The organism is Candidatus Sulfurimonas marisnigri, assembly GCF_015265475.1.
In the GTDB taxonomy this organism is placed as follows: Bacteria; Campylobacterota; Campylobacteria; order Campylobacterales; family Sulfurimonadaceae; genus Sulfurimonas; species Sulfurimonas marisnigri.
The window spans coordinates 130,109-156,107 of the sequence record NZ_CP054493.1 but is presented as its reverse complement, the minus strand read 5'-3'; the positions used below and the strand labels follow the sequence as shown (position 1 = coordinate 156,107).

General features: G+C 34.3%; 29 protein-coding genes. 9 read left to right on the top strand and 20 right to left on the bottom strand.

Annotation, left to right across the window (positions count from 1 at the left end; translation table 11 throughout):
- Positions 1 to 8: 8 nt before the first annotated feature.
- Together HUE87_RS00800 and HUE87_RS00795 are read right to left on the bottom strand one after the other, a co-directional pair.
- Entirely contained in the window at positions 9 to 1,232 is a 1,224-nt protein-coding gene (locus tag HUE87_RS00800) for a dicarboxylate/amino acid:cation symporter (RefSeq protein WP_194366866.1), read from the bottom strand.
- Entirely contained in the window at positions 1,216 to 2,676 is a 1,461-nt protein-coding gene (locus HUE87_RS00795; protein ID WP_194366865.1) for a hypothetical protein, read from the bottom strand. Before HUE87_RS00795 ends, HUE87_RS00800 begins: the two co-directional genes overlap by 17 nt.
- An 84-nt stretch (positions 2,677 to 2,760) precedes the next feature.
- Between HUE87_RS00795 and HUE87_RS00790 the strand changes: the two genes are divergently transcribed.
- Together HUE87_RS00790 and HUE87_RS00785 are read left to right on the top strand one after the other, a co-directional pair.
- Positions 2,761 to 3,630, top strand: a complete 870-nt coding sequence (locus HUE87_RS00790) for a DMT family transporter (RefSeq protein ID WP_194366864.1) — start codon at positions 2,761 to 2,763, stop codon at positions 3,628 to 3,630.
- 52 nt (positions 3,631 to 3,682) lie between these two features.
- Positions 3,683 to 4,867, top strand: coding sequence for an NAD(P)/FAD-dependent oxidoreductase (locus HUE87_RS00785; protein ID WP_194366863.1), 1,185 nt, complete (start codon positions 3,683 to 3,685; stop codon positions 4,865 to 4,867).
- A gap of 14 nt (positions 4,868 to 4,881) precedes the next feature.
- On the opposite strand, the gene HUE87_RS00780 is transcribed toward HUE87_RS00785, so the two are convergent.
- Positions 4,882 to 5,952 carry a CNNM domain-containing protein gene (locus HUE87_RS00780; RefSeq protein ID WP_194366862.1) on the bottom strand — a complete coding sequence of 357 codons (1,071 nt, stop codon included), beginning with the start codon at positions 5,950 to 5,952 and terminating at the stop codon, positions 4,882 to 4,884.
- A 17-nt stretch (positions 5,953 to 5,969) separates the two neighbouring features.
- Positions 5,970 to 7,298, bottom strand: a complete 1,329-nt coding sequence (gene mgtE / locus HUE87_RS00775; protein WP_194366861.1) for a magnesium transporter — start codon at positions 7,296 to 7,298, stop codon at positions 5,970 to 5,972.
- 105 nt (positions 7,299 to 7,403) lie between these two features.
- Between mgtE and HUE87_RS00770 the strand changes: the two genes are divergently transcribed.
- Both HUE87_RS00770 and asnB read left to right on the top strand, forming a co-directional pair.
- Positions 7,404 to 7,991: a class I SAM-dependent methyltransferase gene (locus HUE87_RS00770; RefSeq protein ID WP_194366860.1), complete on the top strand. Its 588-nt coding sequence runs from the start codon at positions 7,404 to 7,406 to the stop codon at positions 7,989 to 7,991.
- Positions 7,991 to 9,796 (top strand): asparagine synthase (glutamine-hydrolyzing), encoded by a 1,806-nt coding sequence (asnB, locus tag HUE87_RS00765; RefSeq protein ID WP_194366859.1) that lies wholly within the window; start codon positions 7,991 to 7,993, stop codon positions 9,794 to 9,796. Before HUE87_RS00770 ends, asnB begins: the two co-directional genes overlap by 1 nt.
- Position 9,797: 1 nt before the next feature.
- Here the strand turns inward: asnB and HUE87_RS00760 are convergent, their stop codons facing one another.
- From HUE87_RS00760 to HUE87_RS00725, 8 genes are all read right to left on the bottom strand, one after another.
- A complete protein-coding gene (locus tag HUE87_RS00760) occupies positions 9,798 to 10,454 on the bottom strand; it encodes a carbonic anhydrase (protein ID WP_194366858.1) in 657 nt (218 codons plus the stop codon).
- 72 nt (positions 10,455 to 10,526) lie between these two features.
- A complete protein-coding gene (locus tag HUE87_RS00755) occupies positions 10,527 to 11,165 on the bottom strand; it encodes a hypothetical protein (RefSeq protein WP_194366857.1) in 639 nt (212 codons plus the stop codon).
- 19 nt (positions 11,166 to 11,184) lie between these two features.
- Positions 11,185 to 11,685 carry a 5-(carboxyamino)imidazole ribonucleotide mutase gene (purE, locus tag HUE87_RS00750; protein ID WP_194366856.1) on the bottom strand — a complete coding sequence of 167 codons (501 nt, stop codon included), beginning with the start codon at positions 11,683 to 11,685 and terminating at the stop codon, positions 11,185 to 11,187.
- A gap of 171 nt (positions 11,686 to 11,856) precedes the next feature.
- Positions 11,857 to 12,741 (bottom strand): class I SAM-dependent methyltransferase, encoded by an 885-nt coding sequence (locus tag HUE87_RS00745; RefSeq protein WP_194366855.1) that lies wholly within the window; start codon positions 12,739 to 12,741, stop codon positions 11,857 to 11,859.
- 9 nt (positions 12,742 to 12,750) lie between these two features.
- Positions 12,751 to 13,374 (bottom strand): uracil phosphoribosyltransferase, encoded by a 624-nt coding sequence (gene upp, locus HUE87_RS00740; protein ID WP_194366854.1) that lies wholly within the window; start codon positions 13,372 to 13,374, stop codon positions 12,751 to 12,753.
- Positions 13,375 to 13,381: 7 nt separating this feature from the next.
- Entirely contained in the window at positions 13,382 to 13,879 is a 498-nt protein-coding gene (locus tag HUE87_RS00735; RefSeq protein ID WP_194366853.1) for an iron-sulfur cluster assembly scaffold protein, read from the bottom strand.
- Between the two features lie 3 nt (positions 13,880 to 13,882).
- Positions 13,883 to 14,326, bottom strand: a complete 444-nt coding sequence (locus HUE87_RS00730; RefSeq protein ID WP_194366852.1) for a deoxycytidylate deaminase — start codon at positions 14,324 to 14,326, stop codon at positions 13,883 to 13,885.
- On the bottom strand, positions 14,327 to 15,163 hold the full coding sequence (locus HUE87_RS00725; RefSeq protein ID WP_194366851.1) for a peptidylprolyl isomerase: 837 nt from the start codon (positions 15,161 to 15,163) through the stop codon (positions 14,327 to 14,329).
- An 88-nt stretch (positions 15,164 to 15,251) separates the two neighbouring features.
- Here HUE87_RS00725 and gltX point away from each other — a divergent pair, with 88 nt between their 5' ends.
- The 4 genes from gltX to HUE87_RS00705 are packed head-to-tail and all read left to right on the top strand — an operon-like array spanning position 15,252 to position 18,774.
- Positions 15,252 to 16,640, top strand: coding sequence for a glutamate--tRNA ligase (gltX, locus tag HUE87_RS00720; protein WP_194366850.1), 1,389 nt, complete (start codon positions 15,252 to 15,254; stop codon positions 16,638 to 16,640).
- A gap of 5 nt (positions 16,641 to 16,645) precedes the next feature.
- The gene (locus HUE87_RS00715; protein WP_194366849.1) at positions 16,646 to 17,731 is read left to right on the top strand and encodes an SO_0444 family Cu/Zn efflux transporter; all 1,086 of its coding nucleotides are present in this window, start codon (positions 16,646 to 16,648) and stop codon (positions 17,729 to 17,731) included.
- 6 nt (positions 17,732 to 17,737) lie between these two features.
- Positions 17,738 to 18,271, top strand: coding sequence for an RBBP9/YdeN family alpha/beta hydrolase (locus tag HUE87_RS00710; protein WP_194366848.1), 534 nt, complete (start codon positions 17,738 to 17,740; stop codon positions 18,269 to 18,271).
- The gene (locus tag HUE87_RS00705) at positions 18,268 to 18,774 is read left to right on the top strand and encodes a nucleoside 2-deoxyribosyltransferase (protein WP_194366847.1); all 507 of its coding nucleotides are present in this window, start codon (positions 18,268 to 18,270) and stop codon (positions 18,772 to 18,774) included. Before HUE87_RS00710 ends, HUE87_RS00705 begins: the two co-directional genes overlap by 4 nt.
- On the opposite strand, the gene HUE87_RS00700 is transcribed toward HUE87_RS00705, so the two are convergent.
- The 8 genes from HUE87_RS00700 to HUE87_RS00665 all read right to left on the bottom strand — a co-directional run bounded on the left by HUE87_RS00700 (position 18,771) and on the right by HUE87_RS00665 (position 24,881).
- Positions 18,771 to 19,040, bottom strand: a complete 270-nt coding sequence (locus tag HUE87_RS00700; RefSeq protein ID WP_194366846.1) for an HvfA family oxazolone/thioamide-modified RiPP metallophore — start codon at positions 19,038 to 19,040, stop codon at positions 18,771 to 18,773. The two genes, HUE87_RS00705 and HUE87_RS00700, sit on opposite strands and share 4 nt — an antisense overlap.
- Positions 19,041 to 19,177: 137 nt before the next feature.
- Positions 19,178 to 19,504 (bottom strand): c-type cytochrome, encoded by a 327-nt coding sequence (locus tag HUE87_RS00695; RefSeq protein ID WP_194366845.1) that lies wholly within the window; start codon positions 19,502 to 19,504, stop codon positions 19,178 to 19,180.
- A 69-nt stretch (positions 19,505 to 19,573) separates the two neighbouring features.
- A complete protein-coding gene (locus tag HUE87_RS00690) occupies positions 19,574 to 19,906 on the bottom strand; it encodes a hypothetical protein (protein ID WP_194366844.1) in 333 nt (110 codons plus the stop codon).
- On the bottom strand, positions 19,900 to 21,084 hold the full coding sequence (locus HUE87_RS00685; protein ID WP_194366843.1) for a sensor histidine kinase: 1,185 nt from the start codon (positions 21,082 to 21,084) through the stop codon (positions 19,900 to 19,902). Before HUE87_RS00685 ends, HUE87_RS00690 begins: the two co-directional genes overlap by 7 nt.
- Positions 21,041 to 21,712, bottom strand: a complete 672-nt coding sequence (locus tag HUE87_RS00680; RefSeq protein ID WP_194366842.1) for a response regulator transcription factor — start codon at positions 21,710 to 21,712, stop codon at positions 21,041 to 21,043. Before HUE87_RS00680 ends, HUE87_RS00685 begins: the two co-directional genes overlap by 44 nt.
- Before the next feature lie 5 nt (positions 21,713 to 21,717).
- Positions 21,718 to 21,942, bottom strand: a complete 225-nt coding sequence (locus HUE87_RS00675) for a DUF1104 domain-containing protein (RefSeq protein ID WP_194366841.1) — start codon at positions 21,940 to 21,942, stop codon at positions 21,718 to 21,720.
- 108 nt (positions 21,943 to 22,050) lie between these two features.
- Positions 22,051 to 24,324 (bottom strand): tetratricopeptide repeat protein, encoded by a 2,274-nt coding sequence (locus tag HUE87_RS00670; protein ID WP_194366840.1) that lies wholly within the window; start codon positions 24,322 to 24,324, stop codon positions 22,051 to 22,053.
- Positions 24,325 to 24,332: 8 nt separating this feature from the next.
- On the bottom strand, positions 24,333 to 24,881 hold the full coding sequence (locus HUE87_RS00665) for a hypothetical protein (RefSeq protein ID WP_194366839.1): 549 nt from the start codon (positions 24,879 to 24,881) through the stop codon (positions 24,333 to 24,335).
- 170 nt (positions 24,882 to 25,051) lie between these two features.
- Between HUE87_RS00665 and HUE87_RS00660 the strand changes: the two genes are divergently transcribed.
- On the top strand, positions 25,052 to 25,984 hold the full coding sequence (locus HUE87_RS00660; protein WP_194366838.1) for a DUF234 domain-containing protein: 933 nt from the start codon (positions 25,052 to 25,054) through the stop codon (positions 25,982 to 25,984).
- The last annotated feature ends 15 nt before the right edge of the window (positions 25,985 to 25,999 follow it).

The window sequence follows — 25,999 nt, the reverse complement described above, 5'->3', positions numbered from 1 at the left end:
TGATTTCACTATTTCTCTTTTATTGTCGTTTTTTGAATCTGGTCAATAATTTTTACAACAACTAAATCTGAGGTAACATTCAAAGATGTTCTTGCCATGTCTAATATTCTATCCACTGCGACAATAAGTGCAATATACTCAACAGGTAGTCCTATTTGATTTAAAATAACAACCATCATAACCAGTGATGCACTTGGCAGTGCTGCGACTCCTACACTTAGTGCGACCACAGTTACCCCTAAGAGGACTTGGTCCATTAAGCTCAAATCAACACCGGCTAAATGTGAAATGTATAAAACAGCCACAGTAAGATAAGCTGCTGTTCCATCCATAGAAACTGTAGCACCAAGTGGTAAAACGAAAGATGCATGTTTTTCATCAACTCCGCCATCTTCTTCTGCTATGCGCATTGACACAGGTAGAGTTGCTGCACTCGAAGCTGTTGAAAAAGCCATAATTGGTGCTTCGCGAACATCACTTAAGTATTTGAATGGATTAATCTTTGCAAAAATTGCTAACAGAGCCGGAAGAGTCACAACAGCATGAATAAGTAAAACCGATATAACCATTAATAGATACTTCCAAAGACCCAAAACAACATCAACACCCTGCTCTGCAATAACATATGAGATAAGACTAAATACCCCAATAGGGGTAAGTTTAATAACCCACTCTGCCATCGTAAGCATTGCATTAGTAACAGCTGTGAAAAAATCTAGCATCAGCTCTTGTCTCTTTACATGTAAGTGCATTGAGGCTATGGCAAACAAGATTGAAAAAACAATAATTTGCATCATTGAACCATCTGCTAACGAGTTGAAAATATTAGTAGGGATAAAGCTTAGTATCATTGCTTCAAAAGTAAATGGTGCTACTTGCGATGCTTTAACATACTCTAAACCTTCAACAGAAGTGGGCTCCCCTATTGGCACTAAGTTCATTACGGCTATAGCTAACAAAACAGCTAAAGCTGTAGTCAGAAGATATAAACCAATTGTTTTGAGTCCAATTGATTTTAAATCATTTAAACTCCCAAGTCCCATTATTGCGATATATATACTTGAGAAGACTAAAGGGACTACCAGCATTTTTAAAAAGCTTATAAAAATCTGCCCGATTACCTGCTGTTTTAAAGCCAGTTCCGGAAAAAGAATTCCAAACAAAACACCAAAAATAATTCCAAAAATTACCAAGGTGTTAGTTGTGGAGTATTTTTTAATTTTTTGAATCACTTAGCTCATACTCGCCTGAATAAATTTTTTGTATATATATTCCTGATATTGCAAGAAATACACCCGCAACAGCACAAATAAATGCCAGTGATGCAAACCAGACCAAGGCTACCAGACCAACTGTATCACGAGGTACTTCTATAGCATTCTCTTTTCCACTAATGTATGTTGCTACACGGTACACCTGATTTTGATTTACAAGCTTGTTGATTCCATAGTGAATCTCACGTTGTTGCTCAATGAGTTTAAATATCTCCTCATCATAAGCTTTAACTTTAACTTGAATATTTGCGTATTCCTTTAGGCTGTTGTTTCTATCATTAGCTGCTTTTCGCACTGTAGTTTTTCTGTTTTGAGAAGCATTAGTAGTAAAAGTATTTAACTCACTTCTGTACTTATTTTCCAAAAATTCATTTGCCTCTTGGTGACTTTTTATCTTTTTATTTAAATAGTCTATTCTATTTCTAACAGTGTCTATACGTGCTTGATAATTCTTTGCAACAACAATTAAATGCTCTTGAAGCTGCTCTTCAGATTTTGTTTGTTGCTCAATTGCTTTAGATCCTACTGCATAATCAGTTACAGCATATAGCCTCTTCTCTTTTTTATCTATTAATGCTCTGTATTTTTGCTCAATTCCAAGCCTTGTCAAAAAGTTAGAATCATCCAATTCTCTCTTCATCTCAGCCTTTAACGCATCTAATTCCTTTGCCAATTTTACTTTATCAGATGTAGAACCTTCAATATTTTGATTTATTAAGCCTCTTACACGACCTCTTAACTCTGTTCTCTCGTTGTCCCATGATTTATATATTTCACTCTCTTGCTCTGAAAGTTTTGATATCTCATCATTAATTTTTTCCATGTCATTTTTAGACAAAGAGTTGATTTGGGCTTCAATAAACTCTCTTTGCTTACTTACTCTTGTGTTGAAACTCTTATTTGCCATTGATATTCTTTGGTTCCAAGAAGATTCAACTTTCTCTGGGGATATAACATCAATTTTATTCTTTTTATCTTCTAAAATATCAATCTTATGCTGTAATAAAAGCTCATCATTCTTTCTCTCATCTATTGTTAGAGTTAAGTTAGAAAAGTTTCTCTCAAAACCGTTAATCATAGTCTCAAAGGTAATAGTTGCTAATAACAATAGTCCGACAAAAAGTATTATTCTCCAACTTCTATGTTTAGCATACATCAAAGCAGTTGCAACCGGGATTTTAGTAGCTTCTACAATTGCCACAAGAAAAAAGGGCAAGCCTGCCACCAATATTGTTGAGTAGTCTCCAAATGTAAATGCTTCATCTGCTCTATTTATCTGAAAATAGACAGAGTATGAAACAATTATAGATATTAAAAAACCTATTAATACTGCTACAATCTCCACCAGCCATGCAAACCTGACTAGATTTACACCTACTTTAAACAAACGCTCATTTCTCATTATTTAAACCCTTAATTTAATTAAGTATGATAATATCAAGTTTTTACTTAAAAAATAACATTAAATCATAATCAAAAGGTTTGTATGAAAAATATAAATTTCACCTATTTATTGGTATTATCTATGCTCCTATGGGGTGGCGGATGGAGCGCCCTTAAAATTTTAACTTATGATTTATCAATTGAAGTAATTATATTTTGGAGATTTTTTATTATGAGTCTCTCTTTTATTCCAATACTTTATTTCATTAAAAAACCAATAATACTAAACAAATCAACGCTAACATATATAGTTGGAAGCTCAACTCTAAATATAGCCTTTATGGTCTCATCATTTTTAGGTATTAAATATGGTTTAGCTGGAGCGGGTGGCGTAATAATCACTACAATGAGTCCAATTATGACCTCTCTTTTAGTTTTAATAATATTCAAAAGTAAACTTAACAACAGACAGTACTTTGGACTTTTTTTAGGCCTAATCGGCGGAGTAATAATGTTAGAGTTAGGTAGTTTAAGCCAATTTTTAAATGGTTCAAATATCTACTTTTTACTCTGTGCAATAATTTGGGCCGGAGTGACAGTTCTCTCACAGCACTCACAAAGAAATATACACCCTGTACACTATAGTTTTTTTATCTCTATTGTTGCTACAGTAGTGACATTTTTGTACGCTTTTAATAGCGATTTAATGTCTGTTTTTAATCAAGGTAGTAAGTTTTGGATAGCTCTTATTTACTTGGCTGTTCTTGGACAGAGCGTTGCTACAACCATATTTTTTACAGCATCCGGTAAACTTGGTAGTGAAAAAACAAGCTCTTTTATGTTCCTTGTTCCTCTTTTTGCCCTTTTAATTGCCTGGGTTGTGCTCGATGAGGAGATTCAAACACATATAATTATAGGGGGAGCACTTAGTTTGTTTGCTGTATATTTTATAAATAAAAAAGTGATTAATTAGTTTTTAACATCTTACAGTGTAATATTTCTTATTATATTTATAAGGTTAAATTATGAAAAATGCACTTATCCTTGGTGGCGGTTTTGCTGGCCTAGAGGCTGCAATATATTTACGAAAAGCAAACTACAAAGTTACTTTAGTTAGCGATAGAGACTACTTTTATATATATCCTACATCAATCTGGATTCCAACTAGAGAGTCTGAATTTAGTGATGTTTGTGTAGATATGAATGAGTTAAAAAATGCTCATGGATTTGAGCTTATCATTGACTCAGTTTCTAAAATAGACGCAAAAAACAATACAGTAACGCTCAAAAGCGGAACTGTATTAAGTGATTATGATCACTTAGTTATTGGAATTGGCGCATCTAAAATGAAACATAAGGGGATTGAGAATACACTCTCAATTTGCGGTGCTCCAGAGCAGTCACTTATGATACGTGCTAAAATAGATGAGCTTATACAAAAAGGTAGTGGTAAAATCTGCTTTGGTTTTGGCGGGAACCCTAAAGATACATCTGCTGTTCGTGGTGGTCCCGGCTTTGAGTTGCTTTTTAATGTGCACAATCTTTTAAAGAAAAAAGGGATTAGAGACAAATTCGAGTTAACATTTTTTGCACCAATGCCTGAGCCTGGAAAAAGAATGGGTCCCAAAGCACTGAAGATGATGAATAAGTTTTTTAACATGTTAGATATTAACCAACACTTTGGAAAAAAAATAAAAATGTTTGAAAAAGACGGTATTATTTTTGAAGATGACTCTAAACTAGAATCAGATTTTACCATGTTTATTCCGGCGGGTGACGGACATGAAGTTGCAAAATTGTCTGACCTTCCCCTTAATGAAGCTGGATTTATAAAAACAGATGATTACTCCAATGTGATTTTTAAAGACCCTGCAATGCCTACTAACATATATGCAATAGGAGATTCAGTCGCACTTGAAGGCTATGAGTGGAGAGCAAAACAAGGTCATATTGCTGAAGTTATGGCTAAAAATGTTGCCCATAATATTCAAGAAAAAGACAACAATAACACAAACTTCAAAGGTTACCATGAACATCTAAACATCCTTTGTATTATGGACAGTGGAGATGGTGCTTCATTTATCTACAGAGATGAAAAAAGAGCTTTTATGATTCCGCTGCCTGTGATTGGTCATTGGCTTAAAAAAGCATGGGGCAGCTACTGCAGATACTCTAAGCTTGGCAAAATTCCAAGAATTCCTGGAATGTAGTTATGAGCGAAGTTTTAGAGTGGATTCTCTTTCACTTCGCAGTTTCTACTTTCAATATCTTTTCTCTTTAGTTTCATTTGCATCTTCGCAAGCTCACGCATATCATCAATAGAGTCACTCTCATCTACTATCTCAACACCTAATATAGTCTCTATACAATCTTCGAGTGTTATAATTCCATCTGTTTGATGGTAGCTGTCTACAACCAAGAACATATGGTCTTTTTTAGTTATAAATAGGTCAAGTGCCTTACTAACTGGAATATTTTCATTAATAGTAAAAATATCTTTTTGGATAGAACCTACACTTACAGCATCATCTTCTAATGCTTGTCTGAATATTTTTTTTGTTAAAACTATACCTGTTACATTCTCTAAAGAGCCTCTGTAAACCGGTATGCGGGAGAATTTAAAAATATCACTTTGCGTATCAATAACCTCTTTTATGCTCATATTTTCTTCAAGTGCAAAGACAACACTTCTAGGTGTTAAAACCTCTTTTACTTTTATCTTATTGAAGTTTAGTATGTTCTCTATAAAGTCGGACTCTTTTTCATCAATAACACCATCATCTTCGCTAAGAAGCATACTGTGGAGCAGTTCCTCTTTAGTTAAACTATTTGCAAATTCATTGCCCTTTGAGATTCTGTTGGTTACAAAAAGTGTTGTTAAAATAATAGGATAAGTTATCCAGATAAAAAATCTAATGAATTGAGCTGCCGCAGGGGCTAATTGCTTCCAATATACTGCACCGATTGTTTTAGGAATAATTTCTGAAAGAAAAAGAATAGCAAAGGTCATAATAATTGAGATAATCACAACAGCATCATTCCCAAACAAAGCAGCAGCTTGTGCTCCAACAGCGGCAGCTCCCAAGGTATGTGCGATAGTATTTAAGATTAAAATAGCGGCTATAGATTTATTTATATTTTTTTTATGGTGTCTTAAGAGTTTTCCGACTGATGGTCTCTCTTGTTCCAAAACCGAGACATATGACATATTTACTGATAGAAGCACCGCTTCTAAAATTGAACACAAAAACGAAATACCGACCGACAAAACGAAAAATAGAATTAATAAATCCATTTATTTTTAAATATCCTTTAAAATAATATAACAGTGGCTAGTGCCAAAAAGCTAAAAAAGCCTACAACGTCCGTTACTGTTGTTAAGATTACAGTACTTCCAATTGCTGGGTCAATGTCCATCTTCTTTAAAAAGAGTGGTATCGCCGCACCAAAAAAACCAGCCATCAGAAGATTTATAATCATACTAAGTGCAATTACCACACCAAGCATTTTCATATCAAACCAGATAGCTGCTACTATTCCCATAATTATAGCAAATAAGATTCCATTCATTAATGCAATCGTAACTTCTTTTTTTATAATACGCATCGCATCACCCTGAGAAATATCTCCAAGTGCCAACTGTCTAACTACAACTGTTAGACTTTGAGTTCCTGCATTACCGCCCATTGAAGCGACAATTGGCATAAGCACTGCAAGTGCTACCATACTCTCCAATGTATCGGCAAAAAGACCAATAACTAAAGAGGCAAAAATTGCAGTAAACAGGTTTAAACTTAGCCAAGAAGCTCTCTTTTTTCCAGCTTTGAAAACCTCATCATCCTCTTCTGCTTCATCATCCACACCGGCGAGATTATACATCTGTTCTGTTGCGTGTTCATTAATAATATCATAAATGTCATCCGAAGTTATACGACCAAGCAAAATACCATAGGCATTAACAACTGGCATTACAGAGAGGTCATACTCTTCAAAATAGTGTACTACATCTTTAATACTCTCTCTATCTTCTGCTTTTTTAGGCTCAAAGCTATCTTCACTCTGCTCAATATTTTCTAATAATGTTTTATCAAAATCAAATACAAGAAGGTCATCTAGCCCAACCGTAAAACGAAGTTTTTTATCACTTGAGACAATAAAAAGGTTTTGAACATTCTCAATAGTCTTAGCTTTTCTAAGTTCACCAAACCTCTTAATTACATCATGAACAACTTCATCTTTAGCTGCTGTGAAGACTTCAAGCTGCATGTAAGCACCAGCTTCATCCTCATCATAGGTTTGAAGCCTTGTAATCTCTTGTTTATCTTCCTCATCAAGTGTTTTAAAAACTTCTAAAGCTTTATCTTCATCAAGCTCTCCAAGTTCATGCATAAAGTCAACTTGATCATCTGACTCAAGCTCAGTTACAGCATGTCTTAACTCATCTACACTAAGGTTGCCTACTACGTCATCAAAATATCTGTCAGGGAGTGCAAGAGCAACATCCCCTAGTAAATCTTTAGGTACAAGTTTTAAGGCATCAGCAAACTCACTATCATCTAGCTGCTTAAGTATTCTTGCTATATCCGAGGGGTGAATCTCGCTAAGTTCATAAGAATTTAGGTACTCTTGTAGTTTATTCATTATCTCTTTATCTTCTTTATGGAATTATACCCTAGTTAAGGCTAATTAGAAAAAATTATAATATAATCTATTAATTAAAATCTTGCAAATAAAGACGTACCACAGTTGAACTCATTTAATAAAAATTTTTATACTTCTGCCATACAAAAATACGGCATAACAGCCAAAGGTGTAAACTGGTTATCCAAAGGGACTCAAACGCTTAGATTTGATGTTATACTTGATATGCTCCCTAATGATTTATCTTCCTACTCTATCGCTGATGCCGGCTGTGGATTTGGTGATTTTTACCTCTATGCTCAAAAAAATTCTAAAGAGCCTAAAGAGTATATTGGGATAGATTCACTTATTGACATGTACGAAATATCTTCAGAGCGTACTGGCTGTGAAATAATACTGGCTGATATTTGCAGAGATTCTCTTCCATCAGCAGACTATTACATATGCAGCGGTGCTATGAATACACTAAAACTATTTGAATCACATCTATTTATTCAAAACTGTTTCTCCGCATGTAGATATGGGTTTATATTTAATGTACTTCACGGGGATAAAAAAAGTGAAACATACAATTATGTTACAACTGAGCAGATTGAAGATATTGCCAATAACTTAAATGTTGATAAAGTAATACTTAGAGATGATTACTTTAAAAATGACATAACTGTCACATTTTTAAAGGCTCGTGACTAATGTGTGGAATTTTTGGAATCATAGGAGAATACGAGGAAGAAAAAGCAAGAAAGGCACTCTCTTCGCTAACTCATAGAGGTCCTGATTTTTGCGGAATCACACAAAGTAAAAATCTTTTTTTTGCTCATCATCGCCTAAGTATAATCGACGCTCACTCCCATTCAAACCAACCTCTACATGTAAAGAATATTTTGCTATCTTTTAATGGAGAGATATATAATTTCAAAGAGCTAAAACAAGAGCTAACGTGTGAGTTTGAATTTAAAACACAAAGTGATAGTGAGGTTATAATAGCCGCCTATCTGAAGTGGGGGGTAGAGTTTGTAAATCATCTAAGAGGTATGTTTGCAATAGCTCTTTTGGACGATGACACACTTTATCTTTTTCGTGACAGACTTGGTAAAAAACCTCTCTTTTATCTCGATGGTAAAAGCTTTATATTCGCCTCTGAAATCAAAGCGCTTACACCGTTTTTAAGCAATATAGAGATGGATGATGATGCCCTTATGAGCTACTTGTCTTTTTTAGCTCCGACACCTCCCTTTACTTTTTTCAAAGGGATTAAAAAACTCGCTGCCGGGGAGTATCTCACTTTTAAAGATTCACATGCAGAGGTGAAAAGATACTTTGACCTGATGGATAACAAACCAAACGTTATAGCTAACAAAGACGAAGCCGTTTATATGTTAGAAAACTTACTTCAAGAGTCTATAGACATAAGACTAAGTTCCGATGTCCCTATAGCTTCACTGCTATCGGGTGGAATAGACAGTGCAACTATAAATGCTTATGCTCTTAAAAATGGTGTTAGTCTGCAAACTTATACTCTTGGCTACAAAGAGTTTGCAAAGTATGACGAAAGAGTTAATGCCAAAGAGTCTGCAGAGTTTTTGGGACTTAAAAATCAAGATATAGAGATATCACAAGATGATTTCATAGGTGCAAGTGACAAAGTTTTAGATACCTTGGATGAACCGCTAAATGACCCTGCATCAGTCCCACTTTATCTACTGTTTGAAAAAATAAAAAGAGATGGGTATAAAGTAGTTTTGAGCGGTGAGGGTAGTGACGAATTATTTTTAGGATATAGACAATATTTTGAGTATTTAGATATAGAGAGTTTATCCAAACTAAACAACAAAAATTGGCTGAAAAAATACTTCCGCTCGAACTTCTCTAAGAATAGAGAGTGGGAGCACTATAAGCGGATTTTTGATGAGACCCTTCTCTTTAGAACTTCAGGAGAGAACTTTACAGACCTTCAAAAAAATGAGCTTATGAAGAGAAATGTAAAAGACAACCAATCATTAAAATACCTCAAAAGCTATAGAGATAGATTTGAAAAATCTCTACATGCAGATGAGAGTATTTGGTATAGCTATATTGATTTAAACCTTTTTCAAGCAGAGCATTTTTTAACAAAACTAGACCGAGTAAGTATGGCTCACTCCATAGAGTCCCGCACACCTTTTTTGGACCATAAGCTCGCTTCTGCTATTTTTAGTATTGACCCAAAACTTCGGTATGAGGATGGAGTTACAAAGGCTCTTCTTAAGAAAATTTCCAAACCGCACTTGAATGAAAAAATACTGTCAAGAAAGAAAAAAGGATTCTCAAATCCATATATGGAGTACCTTATAAATAGCAAAAAAATAGAGTTGATTCATGAGGTAAATAAGCAAAGTGGGCTCTTTAAAAAAGATAAACTTGATGAATATATAAAAGGTTCAAACAGTGGAAATTTCAAACAGCACATTTGGGGTCTTTATGTGCTTAGTGTTTGGATAAAAAAGTGGTTATTGTAATCTACTCTTCAACTTTTAGTGAACTGATTGGAAAGAACTGTGAGTTCTCTGGGTCATAATACTCTATCTCACCACTCTCTATATCGTAAACCCAGCCATGGATAGCTATCTCACCGCTATCCACCCTTTTGCTTACAGATGGGTATGTTAAAAGGTTTTCCAATTGAGAGATTACTGAAAGTTTTTCTGTGAGACGATAAAGAACCTCTTTATCAGCTTTTGAACCTAAGGCTAAAAGAGCCTGTTCTTTTGCACTCTCACCAAGAGTAAGCCATGTATGTGTATGAACAAGTTCTGGGTCATTTGAAGAACTTTTATTATGAATTGCTGCAATTGCTCCACAATGTGTATGTCCACAAACTATAATATTTTTTACTTTCAAAATACTTACTGCATACTCTATGGCTGAGGCAGTAGAGTGGAAATCTTCATCTGGTTGATATGGAGCTACAAAGTTACCAACATTTCTAACAACAAATAAATCACCCGGAGTACTACTTATCATTAGATCTGGTACAACTCTAGAGTCAGAACAGCCTATATATAAAGCTTTTGGATGCTGACCTTTTTTAGCCAAAGAGAGAAACTCTTTTTCATGAGCCTTAAAATAACTCTTTTGAAACAGTTCATTTCCTTGGATAAGGCCAAAATTATTCATATTAATTTCCTTGTGAATTTGACATAGAGTAGTATATCTCAGAACAAACAATACTAATTATAACTTCACCACTTATTTCTTTCTAGTTTTTGAAACTCTAGCTTTATTTACCTTGTATTTTTTATTTTTAAGTTTTTCGATAATTTTAAAAGAGAGCTCATGTACTTCACTGATTTTACACTCATCATTCTTTTCAAAAGATTTTCTGTTGGATTCAAATTTACCTATCAAGTCTAAAAAGTTTATCTCTTTTAAAAATGGATATAAGTTTACAGATTTTTCCTCTTCTAAAATCCAATCTCCAAGCAGACAAACAACTAAACACTCTGGCAAGTATGCTGGCTTATCCGCATAATATTTTGATACTTTTTCTGCCATTACATCATAGTAGTTAATTAAAGGCTCTTCAAGTTTGGCTAACGATCTAAGTTCTGGGTACTTTTTAGCACCTTGAACTAGATTGATTGCATAATCTACATTAACTACACACTCCTGGAGATTAACTAATAACTTTCTTAGAGTGTCATATACGTAAATTGTATCTTCATCTGTCCCAACGCTAGGTTTATATCCAGCCTCATCTATCTGCTCAAAATATCTCTCAAGAGCCGTTCTTGAAAAAACGAGTAAAGCTTCAGTTTTAACGTCTCTTAAAAGAGTAGGTTTTATTCTCTTCTTACAATTGTCATCTAGAAGCTTAGTTATTGGCATAAATATCCTTTTTAGAACTCTATATGGCTATGATTGTCTCTATTTCTAAAGAATCTTTTTCAACATTTTTAGCTTTTGTTACACGGTCTTCTTTTAATTTTGCAGCTAACTCTTCATCATTTAGTGCAAGTATTTGCATAGCTAAATAAGCAGAGTTGATAGCCCCAGCTTTTCCTATTGCAACTGTGGCAACTGGCATTCCAGCTGGCATTTGAACCGTTGAGAGAAGAGCATCTATTCCACCTAGTGCAGAAGCGCTCATCGGTACACCTATAATCGGCTTAACTGTTTTTGAAGACAAAACACCAGCTAAGTGTGCAGCCATTCCTGCTGCAGCTATAAAAACTTGTGCACCTTTGTTCTCTGCACTCTGAACATACTCCGCAGTTCTTGCTGGTGAGCGGTGAGCAGAAGATACAATCATCTCAAATTTAACGCCAAAAGTCTCTAGTGTTTGTGAACACGACTTCATTACCTCATAATCACTTTTAGAACCCATTACAATTGATACAAATTTCATCTGTATTCCCCTTTATTTTATTGCTTGAAATTTAACATTTTATTGAAAAACCACATATGTTAATTATGCTGGAATTATACCTAAAAAAGAAGAATTATACTAATTATTTATTATTTTTATATGATTTACTTATAATGAGGGGTGGTTTATTTAAAATTAACGTTATTATACCTAAACTATCTTTCTTGCAGTCAAAAATAGATAATCTTTACCAGTAATCGTTACTCTATACTTTTTTTGTTGTAAATACTTCTTACAAAAGTGAATGTCTTTTAAAACTAAACTCATCTCATTAAAGCTATAGTTTGGTGCTTTCGCCCCATAAACCATCTCACCGTCAATCCATCTGCAGTTTGGAAATCCAAGTATTATAGAGCCATCTTTTTCTAAGTGGTTTTGATACAGAGACATAAATGTAGCGTTAAATTCTATATTTGAACTTTGCAGTGTCCCTATGGAGATTATTAAATCGAATCTACCCAAGTCAGACGCTTGGAGTTTATTTATATCTTGACATGCGAATGTTACATTAGTATCTTGTGCGAACTCTTGTGAAGCGTACGCTATGGCAGAAGCAGAGTAATCTATGCCAATAAATTCTTTACTCTCAAACTCGTTACATGTAAGCATATCTTTTATAACTTTAAACTCATCGCCTTTGTTTACACCAAGGTTCAGAACTCTCTTTTTACTATCTATGTTTATAAATTGAAGTGCTTGTTGATAGTGGTATAAAAAAGTAAACTGTTTTGTTTTATCAACACTAAAAAACTGACTCTCTACGCCGTATTTTTCACTACTTGTTTGTGCTTTATGAAAGGAGTTTTTTTGATTTAATTTTTGAAACTTCAAGACAATAGTATCATTTTCTTTTTGAAATGGAGTAAGCATTTTCATAAAAAATATTTGTGCCAAATCTACAAAAGCTTTATATCCAATTGATTCAATATCAGACTCTAAAACTTCTACATCTATAACTTCACTATCTTCTACATATAGCATCTCAAAATACTTAAGTATCTCTGATGAGGTTTTCCCTTTTAAATCAATTGTCATGCTTATTTATTACTCTAGAGTATTGTACGAACGGTCACCAGCATCGCCTAGACCTGGAATAATGTATTTATCACTATTTAGTTTTTCATCTATCTGTGCAATGTAAATATCAACTTCAGGGTAGGCTGAGCTGACTGCTTTTAAACCCTCTGGTGAACCTATTATATTGAGTGTTATAATTTTTAGAGGCTCTCTGCTTTTGAGAAGCTCTATTGCATCTCTTATAGAACCGCCTGTAGCAACCATAGGGTCAACTAAAAGAATGTTCTTACCTTTACAATCAGGTAGCCTGTCATAGTAAAGAACACTTTCGTGTGTAGTCTCATCTCTTTTCATTGCCAAGAAGCCTGCGTGAGCTTCAGGTAGTAGTTCCATAACGCTGTCTAACATAGGCATCCCAGCTCTTAAAACTGTAACAACTACTATATTATCTTCATCAATACCGCTAAACTTACCCTCGCCCTGCCATGGAGTTATCTCTTTTTCTATTAAAGGAAACTCTTTTAACGCTTCATAAACAAGTTGCTTTGCAATCTCTGCTATAGTATGTCTAAAACGAATAGCATCTCTTCTTTGATCTCTTAAGTGTGTAACTAAAGTTTTTGTAACGGGATTGGATAATTCAAATATCACTCTATTTCTACTTTATTTGACAGGCTTTAGCTGATGATGGGGGACAAGCTTTTACCAAACTCATCTCAAACTGTTCCTCTTCTATACCTTCTTGCTGACGCTCGTAGTGACGCATAGCTGCACGAAATGAAAGCATGACCATGTTGGCATTATCTTGATGTTTCATTATTGAGTGGTTATACTCATCCGCAGTGTTATTTGAGTTTACCATCTCTCTAATTTCATCTTCCAAAGCTTTTACTGCAATATTTGCACTCTCAATATTATCACCCTTAATCATCTCCGTAAAAATAGAGCCAAGAGTTGTAATATCTTCAGGGTCATTTGTTCCAAACATAACATCCAAGATTGTGTTTTCATCTCTTTTTATATACATAATAACATATGCCTTACCAGCGTGATCCACTGCAACGCCTGTGCAATTTGCACCTTCAAGTTTTCCATAGTTTTCTGGCTGTATAAGATGTTTTCCTATCTCAGCAGCTAACTCTTCTTGTTCATTCATAAATTACTCCTTATAAGTGAGTTTCTCAATGCTCACTCCGTTATCTTCGATAAATTTTGAGATTGTATCTGAGTGTGTGTGCTCATACGGCTTTGAATATACTATTCTTATAATACCGCTGGCGATTAAGTTTTTACTGCACTCACTGCATGGCTCCAAAGTCACATAGATTGTAGCACCTTCTACACATATCCCTTTTCTTGCTGCCCAGATTATTGCATTCATCTCTGCATGTATCTCATATGTTTTCGACCATTCATGATGGTCTTTTGTGTACTCACCATCCCAATGATCGCAACAGTTTTTATAACCTGCAGGAGTACCATTGTAACCAGTACTTAGAATTCTTCCATCCTTTACAATAACTGCTCCAACCTGCTTGGATACACATTTCGAAGCTGTTGCCAACTCTAATGCAATTTTTATAAAGTTTTCATCATTTAGCATCTATTTAGCTTCTCTTATAACTTTTATATCTGCGCTATCACGAAGTCTTGCAAAATAGTCACTAAGAACCTGTTCTCTTTTATTACCCATAATCAAATTGATTATCTGTTGTTCAACACTTTCATAAGTCGCTTCTTTAATATTATCAATCTCTTTTATATAAAAAGACATGAACCCACCTTTTCCATCAGGAACAATGGGGCTGAAGCTTTTTACTTTTTGCTTTTCTAAAAATCCTGCTAATTCTGGTGAAATTCTTTCATATTCAAGCTTCTGTTGATCTTCTTTGATGTTCGCTGAGTAGAACATTGGGTTATTTATTTTCTGTTGAAGTGCTGCTTCATCTTTAGTGTTATAAATAATAACATCGAAACTGCCTGGATGCGTAAACTCATTTTTATGAAGTTCAAAATACTCTTCTGCTTCCTCTTTCGTAGGCATAGAAACCGATGAATAAGATATTGCTGAGTATAGTTTTTGAGAGAGTAATTTCTCTTTGGTTTTTTCTTTGAACTCTTCAGAACTCAATCCGTTAGAGTTTCTAACAGCCTCATAAAACTCACTTATACTCATGTTGTTTTTAGCCGCTGTTTGCTTTATGTGATCATAAATTTCACTGCTGTTTACACTTATTTCTCTCTCTTTTGTCTCAACTTCTTCAAGTTTTTTTCTTATTAAAACATCAGTAGCATCACTAATGTTTAGCTTGGAGATTCGCATCTCTTCTCTTATATCGTGAAGAGTTACCGCTTCACCTTTTACAACAATCGCAACACCGTTAATCAGCTCAGCATTTAAAATTGCACTAAACAGAAGAATCAAAAATATTTTATACATATATATTCCTATTAATTAAAAGAAGTATTTTACCCACCTTTAACAAACATTTGCCTAAAATTCCATTAACTATAATAAAAGGTTTTTCATGGTTGTTACTCGCTTCGCTCCAAGCCCTACTGGCTATCTACATATTGGTGGTTTAAGAACCGCTTTGTTTTCATATCTTTGGGCTAAAAAAAATGGTGGCAAGTTTCTTCTGCGCATAGAGGACACGGATAAAGCCAGAAATTCTCAAGAGGCTACAGATGCTATTTTAAGAGCATTCGAGTGGTTAGGTTTAGAACATGAGGGCGAGATAATATACCAATCAAACAGAGATGAGATTTATGCACAATATATAAAGCAACTCTTAGATGAAGGAAAAGCTTACAGATGCTATATGTCAAAAGAGGAACTCACAGAACTTCGTGAAAGTCAGATGGCGAATAAAGAGAGAACAAAATACGATGGAAAATATCGTGACTTTGATGGAACAGCACCAGATGGCGTAGAGCCTGTTATTCGCATAAAAGCACCACTAACTGGGGAAATTTTAGTTAGAGACGGAGTAAAGGGCAATGTGAGTTTTCAAGCTGAAGATATCTTAGATGATTTTGTTATAGCACGTGCTGACGGCTCTCCTACTTACAATTTTGTTGTAGCTATTGACGACTATTTAATGGGTGTAAATGAGGTTATCCGCGGGGATGACCACCTATCAAACACTCCAAAACAGATAGTTGTGTACGAAGCTCTTGGTTTTGATCTGCCAATGTTTTACCATGTACCAATGATTCATAACTCTGAGGGGAAAAAGCTAAGTAAGCGCGATGGTGCGACTGATGTTATGGCTTACAAAGAGATGGGTTATACTCCGGCTTCACTTTTAAACTTTTTAGTTCGTCTTGGCTGGAGTCATGGCGACCAAGAGATATTCTCTATGGATGAGATGCAAGATCTTTTCAACCCTAAAGACATAAACAAATCAGCATCTATCTACAATACTGAAAAACTTGATTGGTTAAGTTCACACTACATCAAAAATACTTCAAATGCAGAGCTTGCAAAGCTTCTAGAGCAGTATGGACTAATCTTAACTTCACATGATAAAAAAGAGATACTTTTAGATGCACTAAAAGATCGTGCAAAAACTTTAAAAGAGTTAGCAGAGTTAACAAATGAGATTATTGTTGCTCCAATCTCATACGATGAAAAAGCTGTCAAAAAAGCTTTTAAAGAAGACTCTATTGAAGTTTTAAATGCTTTTGGGGCAAAAATCAGCTCATGTGACGAGCTACATCTTCCAAGTGATTATCACCATTTAATGGAAGATGTGGTTAATGAAATGGGTATAGGTTTTGGCAAAATTGGACAACCTCTTAGAGTTGCACTTTTAGGAAAGATGAGTGGTCCTGGACTTGACAACGTTATGGCGATTATAGGCAGAGATGAGACTATGCTTAGAATTGCAAATGCAATAACAGTTCACTCTTAAACATCATGGAGATAGTTACTCTTTTTTTTACGGCATTAATTGAGCTTAGCAATGCTATGGCTCCTTATATTCTCTTTGGACTAATCTTTGCGGGTATTTTACACGAGTTAGTTCCAGACACAATTGTTACAAAACATTTAGGCAAAGAGACTATCAGCTCAGTTGTCAAATCTACACTTTTTGGAATACCTCTTCCCGTATGCTCTTGCGGTGTAATTCCTCTTGCTACAAGTATTAAAAAAAGTGGTGCAAGTAAAGGTGCAACTCTCTCATTTTTAATCTCTACACCCATTACAGGTGTTGACTCTATTTTGGCTACTTTTGGTATGTTTGGCTGGGTTTTTACTATATATAGAGTTATTACATCTATGGTTATTGCTATGTTTGCAGGGATAATGACTAATATTTTAGACAAAGAGCCAGAAAAAGTTGTTGCTATGAACAAGTTTAGCATCCATCCTCAAAACTTCAGCATTGAAGTTCCAGATGAAGAAGGAGAAAGCTGTTGCTGCGCAGGGGAATCATCTTGCTCAACAGATGAAAAGAAGATAAGATTTTCATTCAAAAAAGCAATCAACTACGCTTTTTTAACACTCCTTTCAGACATAGCAAAACCTCTCTTTTATGGTCTGCTTTTGGGTGCACTAATCACAATAGCTATTCCTCAAAACCTGAGTGATGTTTTAGTTGAATACTCTTGGCTCTCCTATCTAATTGTTATCGCAATTGCAGTACCGATGTATGTTTGTGCGACAGCCTCTCTTCCGATTGCAGCGGCACTTATGCTAAGTGGAGTAAGTGCTGGAGCTGCTTTTGTATTTTTAAGTGCCGGGCCTGCAACAAATACAGTGACAATCGGTGTTGTTAAAAAGATGCTTGGCACAAAATCTTTGTATATCTATCTAGGAAGCATAGTTTTTGGAAGCGTTCTGTTTGGACTTGGTCTAGACTATATATTTGACATCAACTCAATTGACCCAAAATCATTAGTGCATTTTCATGAAGAGGTAGGTATTTTAGAGATAGCAAGCTCTATTATACTCTGGGGCTTTATGCTATTTTTTATACTAAAACCGTACTTTAAAAAATGAGAACATATGAGTAAAAAAGTTTTACTTATACACGGCTGGGGCGGAAGCGATTTTCCACATTGGCAGAGTTGGTTGGCTAGTGAAATTGCAAAAAATTATGGAAAAGTAAGTTTTTTGAGGTTTAGCAATATTGATTTTCCAAATAAAAATGATTGGGAGCAGGAGCTGAAAACAGAGCTCGAAGAGTTCAAACCAGACATAGTTATTTGTCACTCCATAGCGAATATCCTCTGGTTTCATATTTCTAATGATCTACATGTAGAAAAAATAGAGAAATTATACATAGTAGCTCCACCAAGTTTAAAGTGTGATATAAAGGAGTTAAAAAGCTTCTTTCCTTGTGAAATACCTACAAACCTCCACGCAAAAGAGTCTCTTCTAATCACCTCAACAGATGACCCTTATATGACACTAGATGAAGCAAAAGCACTCCAGAGAGCTCTTGATATTCCTATGAAGGTTTTAGATGCTTCTGGGCATATAAACGCCGACAGCGGTTTTGGTGAATGGCCTTGGATGCTAGAAGAGATAAACAAATGAAAAAAATCTACATAGCTGGTCCTGATGTTTTTGAGCCTAACTCGATAGAAATTGGTAAAGAGTATTCTGCTTTGTGCAAGGAGTATGGTTTTAAAGGACTTTATCCTTTAGATAACATTGTTGACTTTAGCCAGGAGAAGAAAAAGATTGCCAAAGATATTTTTGTTGCAAATGTAAACCTAATAGAAGAAGCAGATATAGTTATAGCGAACCTTAACCCTTTTAGAGGCAAAGAAGCCGATAGCGGAACTATCTGGGAGTGTGGTTATGCCAGTGCTTTAGGTAAAAAAGTTTACGGCTATATGGATGATACTTCTGAGTACATCAACCAGTTTTCTAAAGATGAAAAAAAACTGGTAAATAATCTACATGTAGATTCAAATGGAAAGAGTATAGAAGATTTCAGCCACCCAATAAACCTAATGATTGCCTGTTCTTGCTATGAGATAATAAAAGGCAGATTTGAAGATGTCTTGAGTAGTTTGGTTAATAAAAAAATTTAGTGAGTCTTTATCTCACCTCTTGGTCTCTCTTTTTCATAATACTTTTTGCCCCATTTTTTATCATCTGAAGATTCAGGTGTTTTCATCTCAGAACCGCACTTTCCTGCTCCACACTTCATGTTTTCTTTCTTAGCTTTAGGTGTTTTCATCTCAGAACCGCACTTTCCTGCTCCACACTTCATAGCTTCTGCACTAGCCGTTGTAGCACCCACACTTAAAAATAAAACCGCCCCTAAAATAAGTGTTGGTAATTTGATAGTTTTCATGAATATCCTTATAATTGATTTTCATTATTATACTCAAAAGATTTTTTATAATTTCAAAACTTTATTGACTAGTATTAAAGTTTAAAAAAACAGCTAAGTATCTATTAGCTGTTATTCTAAACACGAGGCAACCTAGCCTATTTTTTTAACGAAGCAATATGAGCTGACACTGCTTTAACATCATCCTCTGAAAGACTTGCAACTTGACCTTTCATAAGACCTTTCATTGCTCCACCATAAGTACCAGCTTTATAGCCATTTATCGCTATATTTATCTCATCTTCACTCATATTCGCAATAACTTTTGACTTACCAAGAGCAACTTTTTCACCTGTAGTACCGTGACAACCTGCACACTTGTTGTAAAGTGAAGCACCATCAGCAGCAAACAGAGCTGATGAACCAATAATAGCACTTGCTATAACTAAAGATTTTAATGTTTTTGTTATTGTTGTAGTTTTCATTTGAAACTCCTTTTTTGATAGAGTAAGTTTAACAATTAATTGTGAGGCAATTGTGTAATGAGATATTTACTATTTTAACTTTCCAAAGACTTTATACTTTTGCCAGTAAACATCAACAGCTTCTTTTAGTTCAGCTTCACTAAGTTTAGTTTTTTTCTTTATACCAAACTTAATTACAAATGCATCTGACATAACAGTGGTCTCTTTTGCTGGATATTTCAAGTAACTAATAATCGCATTTTTCATATCTGTCTCGCTACTATATATAAGTAAGTATTTATAAAAATATTTATCTATGCTTATAGGGAGTTGCTCATGACACTTTACACAATTGTTTTTATATACATCTGCGTTTGCAATACAAAACATAAGACTAAGAATTAAAACTGTTTTTTTTACCATGAGACACTCACTTTTGTTCCAACTCTCTCTTTGGAAGTTATATCAATTTTCAGGTTATACTCTTTAGCGATTGCAGATACTATACTAAGACCTATTCCAAACCCACCGCTACTTTTGTTAAACCTTTTGTATCTCCCTTGGATTTCTGAGATGTCCTCCTCTGCTATACCAATGCCAGAATCCTCTACACTAAAGACTCTACTCTCTACAGTGACTATAATCTCTCCACCAACTTTATTGTACTTTATCGCATTTGATAGCAAGTTATCTAAAAGTTTTGAGATTTTAAACTTATCTACATGTAGAAATGTTCTCTCTCTAATATTTGTACAGATTTTTATTTTTTTAGCAAGGGCAAGTGAAGTGAAGTACTCTACCCTCTCTAGGACTAACTGCTCTATATCTATATCTTCATTATTGGAGGCTATCTCATTACCAAGTGTTAGATAGGTTAAATCTTGGTAAATATTTGATACTGTTTTTGCACCTATGTCTATTCTATTTATCTTTTTTAACAGCTTCTCATCAAGAGACGACTTATCTATCATCTCTATATTCGCGACTATAGTACTAACAGGTGTATTTAACTCATGGGTGGTATCTTTTATAAACTCATCAAGAAGAGTGATTGCATCACGCATTGGTTTCAAAAACAGCCTAAGCAAGATATAGCCAATAACTAACATAAACAAAAATGTTATAGCTCCAAAAGTTATAATCTCTTTTTTGGTTTGCTCTAGCCAGACCTCATCATCTTTTACTTTGACTATAATATATCTAGCGCCAAGATAGTAAGACTCAGGAATGTTGACTAAGTGAATCACTCCACTTTCAAGATATAAAATCTTATCTAATCTTAATTTAGTATCATTCGTTGAAAAAATCAGCTTTTTTTCATTATCAAAAATTGCAGAATCAAACTTGTCGCTTCTTGGATAGATTTGTGTTTTATCAAAATATACATGTAGTTGCTTGAGGTCTTCTATAAGCTCCTTAGAATACTTTTGCAGGGTTGATTTTTTTTCTTGCAGCATCAAATCTTTTTGAAGTTCAAAATAGATAAAAGAAAATACCAATATTATAATAACCGTTAGTAAAATATACAGAGCTAAGAATCTAACTAGAGTCTGTTTTTCACTGCGGGGAAAATCTATACCCAAGCTTTTTGATGCTAACAATTTTTTCCTTTCCTATAATTTTTCTAAGATCTTTTATGTATGTTCTCAAAGCATTTTCACTCGGTGTCTCGCCGTAACTCCAAAGAGCATCGTAAATCCTCTCATGTGAAATCACTTCCTCTTGATTCTGTAAAAATAGTTTTAAAAGCTGAGATGTTTTTGTATTTAGCCCAACATGTTTAGAGTCTACAAAAAGCAGATTTGATTCTGTATCATACTCTACATGTACATCTATTTTAACCCTTGAACTACTCTCATGAAAAAAGCCTCTTTTTAAGATACTTTCCACTCTAAAGAGAAGCTCTTTTAAAACAAAAGGTTTTCTAATGTAGTCATCACAACCACTTTTGTAGCCATTTTCAAGAGAGTCTATTGAGTTTAGCGATGTTATGTAGATAGCAGGAGTTTTAATGCCATCGTCTCGCTTTTGTTTTAAAAGCTCAAACCCATTAAGAAGAGGAACATTTACATCAAGTAAAAAAAGGTCAAACTGTTGCTCATAAATAAGCTCCGAAGCTTCTTCACCATCGTAAGCAGTTATCACTTCATAGTCATTCTCTTGTAAAAACTCAACTACAGTTTCACTAAGAGTTAAATCATCTTCAAGTAAAAGTATTTTTGCTTTCATATTAGTTATTTTATCTTTTTTATGTTTTTTTCATAAGTTTTTTTCTCTGATTGGCTCATACTTGAGACTCTTGATTGAAGCTCTTTTTTAAACTCTTGAACATTCTCTTTTTTCACATAGCCCATTATAGAAATAAGCTCTTGTGTACTCATTTCACTAAAGTTCTCTTTGGCATACAAAAAAGAGATTAACAATAAAGATGAGAGCAATATAGTGAAAAATTTCAACATTTCATAACTTTCTTATTAGCTTTAATCAGACGATTATACACTAACTATTTTTAGTGATTGCATATGGTATTAAATAAATGTGTGCTAATCGTGAACTAACTGCAATTTCTATATCTCAACCAAAAAAGCAAGCTTATCTGGATTTAAACTTAAGTAAGTGTTGAAAGTATTATATATATTTCTGCACTCTTGTTTTGATGAATTAGAATTTTGCACCCATTCCAATAACCTGTTAAAAACTTCATCTCCCTCAATATCTTTGCCTAAGAGGATATAAGCAATGTATCTTTCACACAATAGCATAGCATAACGTTTTTTTGCACCATTTTTTTCTAAAATACTGCAAGCTTCTTTAGTCTCATCCAACACCTCCTGCAATAGTGGTTCAGATGGAGATAGCATATATTCTGTCAACCTGTTTAAAGCCTGATTATGCAATGCAATAGGAAGTTCATCCTCATCACCAAGCATACGTTTAAGCTTGACTCCCTTTTCTCCGTATATCTTACTAAGTTTCGCTTTTTCTTTTGCTTCTTCAATATTTTTACTATCAGCTAAAAGACGGTAGGATATACCCATATTTACAAATGTACCTCCATACTCATAATAGCCTACACCTGGCATAAGAAGACACTTTTCATAAGCCTCTATAGCTTTTATGTAATCACCTTCCCACTCTGCATAATTAGCCTTAGTGTTATAAAGATGCCAAAGCATTTTTGTATCCCGTATGCCAATATTTGAAGAGTTTAATACTGATTCAAACTCCTCAAGGGCTTTTTGACCCCATTTTTTCTTTTCCTCTTCACGAGCACTAACAATAAACCAAGCACGATACTGAAGATACTGTAGATATACAGGGCTCTCTTTAGTAAAAAAATCTAAATATTCTGCACTTTCAAGTTCTTTTATTGCTTTTGTAAATTCCCCTTTTCTCTCATACAATCTGGCAATACCTATATGGTATTTAAATGGTTCATAATTATATAAAAATTGTGACAGAAGAAGTGCTTCGTCAAACATACCTGCACGTTCAAACAGTGTCTCTAATGCATCTAGACTCTCTACATTAAGTTCTCTGTATAAAGTTGTTGAATTAACTGAAAAACTTTGAGCAGGCTTTTTGATATCAGGTATATTCCCTGCAATATTATGCCAATACCTTGAAACAAGAAAATACTGTTCATTCTTATAAAGCTTGTCAATTAGCAGAGAAATCAATGGTTTTTTATAAGATGAAACTTGACGCATTGATGGTAAAATAGCATATATAATCATAAGTCCTATTGCATCACTTTGCTTATGCAAAATCTCATGAGGATGACTATGAAGATAATTATATAAAGTAACATAATCATTCTCATATGAAGCAGGTTTGTGCTCCAATCTATTTAGATACCACTCTCCATCTTCAAACTGACAAAAACCGTAGTCTTGTGAGCATCGCTGCAAAAAATGTTCAAAAGATACTTTATTTTTCCATTTATCCTGTTTTTCAAGTATATCAAAAATAAAATCTGCAAAAACAGTAGATATCCGTTCCATGGAAGATAGCTCTGTCTCTTTTTCTTTTTTCCACTCTTTAGGAAGATTATACAATGAACAAAAGTAAAGTATTCCCAGCAATCTCTGCTCGTCTTTAAAAAGCATCTCTATTCTTATTGGCTCTTTAGAAATCTTTTCATCTTTAAATATTATATTTATAGATAATGAGTTCTCTTTAGCAATTTGCTCTAACTTTTTACTAAATTCATTTTTCATATCATGACGTACATGTAGAATAAGCGAATTTGGTTGTTTAATAACAGAAGGGATTAGCACAGTCCATATCCAGCTTTTTTCACAAAACATATCCACATTGTATACATGTATGGAACTATTACTGCGAAGGAGTGTTTTAAGTAAAAACTCAAGCCTTTTAGTAAGTCGATATTCATGATTAAACCAGGAACGAACTTTTTCTTCAAAATGCCCATTTTCTCCAGCAATAAGAGCAGGAAGAAAAGCTATCATGCCTACCGTGAACAATGATATAATGACAGCTATTGTCTCTTTTGAACCAAAGGTTTGTGGAAATGAAAAGAGCAGCTGTTTAAAAGTGTCCTCGTAAATAGAAACGGAGGCAAAGCCAATAGCAATAACCAAGGCAGGAACCATAACTACAATTAAATGTCTCCAATACTCTAAAAGTTTATAGTACAGTTTCCCTTTTTTGCGTAGTGCTAGAAGTGTTCTCTCAAAAGTCTCAAAATCATCATCTTCTAAAAGAGAAATTTCAAGTTCTGTCTCTGATTTATATACAAAATTTTTTTTGCCTGAACGCTTAGAATTGTGAAGTGAAAAACTTTGTATTACTATATTTTTTATATTACTAGTATTCATTATTATACTCAAACATGTTCTTGCTGTTGAGCATCAACAAACCTGTAAGGCCCTTGCATTAATGTAAAATTCATATCTTCTGTCGTGCTCTTATAACTATTTTCGAAATCTTCACCCCATGTGTCAAAAGAATCTTGTAAAATATCAAGGTATCTTGCAGGTATATATGCATTTGGCATTCCTGTTTTTGCCTGACGCTCCAAGGGTGTGATAAAAGTAAAAACTGAAATATTTTCTAATGATGTTTCTATTTTGTTTGTAACATCTACACAGTCGTAATTCTTCTCTCTCTTTTTCATATGCTCTAGTTCTTTTTCAGAGATAGGTATCAGTACTCCGTTGGTTTTCTTGTCCACTTTCTCACTAAGGTTTAAGAACACCCCTGTTGACTCTTTTTGAGTTTGCTCAAAAAACAGTAATTCTGCCGCCGTCCATGTTCTTATATATCCGTTTAAAACTACATGTATAAAATCATCTTTATGCAAAACTTTTTTCATCCCACGTGAAGCACTTTTTGGACTCATGATAGATCCATACCCAAAAAGATAATAATTCATTTTTAAATCCTTTATTAATTTTTGTTAGTTTTATTTTCATTTATTATATCCAGCCTAAAATAAATTCATACTAAATAAGAAAATATCTTAATTACATGTCATAAATCAGAAAAACCCCACTTTCATTCTATTACTGTATAATTACAAAAACAAACTCCAAGGTCATTCACATGTCAAAATACAACAAGTACAAAAAAAACCCTACAATTTTAGAACAGTTTCGCTCTTTTTATTTTCAAAACAACCCTAAAGACCTTGAGCAGGCTATAAAATACTTTGCTGTATTTGGTGGTATGAGTTGGAGTGTTGACATGGAGAAACCTCTTCCTGAGATTATAATAAGTAAGGTTTTAAACAACTACCGCTACATTCATGCGGACATTACTCAGCTTACAGAGAGTGATAAGCACAGTCACTCTCTACTTAGCGGTATTGCTACTGGTGACCGTCGTACTCACTCTGCACTAAAAAGAGGACGTATCTCTAGAAATGATGGCGAATACGCTATGGAAAAGATGTTTGACAGAGGTATGCTAGAAGCTGAGTACTCTCTTGAAAATCCTCCAAATGAAGAAGAACGAGTAGATGAAAAACTAAACTTTACTAAGCCATTCATGCGCTTTTGGTTCTCATTTGTATCCCCATATTTTAAAAGTATTAAAGATGGCGATTATAAAGAAGCAAAAGAGAGTTTTGCTAACCGTGAACAAGAGTTTTCTGAGCTAGTCTTTATGAAGTTAGCACAGGAAGTTATGAAAAATAGTTTCAAAGATGACCCTATTACTGAGATAGGAAGTTATTGGGATAGAAATACAGAAATAGATATCTTAGCAAAAACAAAATCAGGCAAAGTCGTTGCCGGTATATGCAAATATTCTAATTCAAAAGCGAAAAAATCTGAGCTTACTAAACTAAAAGAGCAATGTGCTTTAGCAGAGATGACCCCTGATATCTGTGTAGTTATCTCAAAAAGTGGTTTTACAAATGAGCTTAAAAGTTTAAAGGGAGCAGATGTAAAACTGCTTGCTCTTAAAAACTTTAAAAGCCTTGTTGAAGACCTTAGTGAAAGAGACCTCATGGAGTGTGAGGGAAAAAGATACTAAGTGTTAAATAGGTCT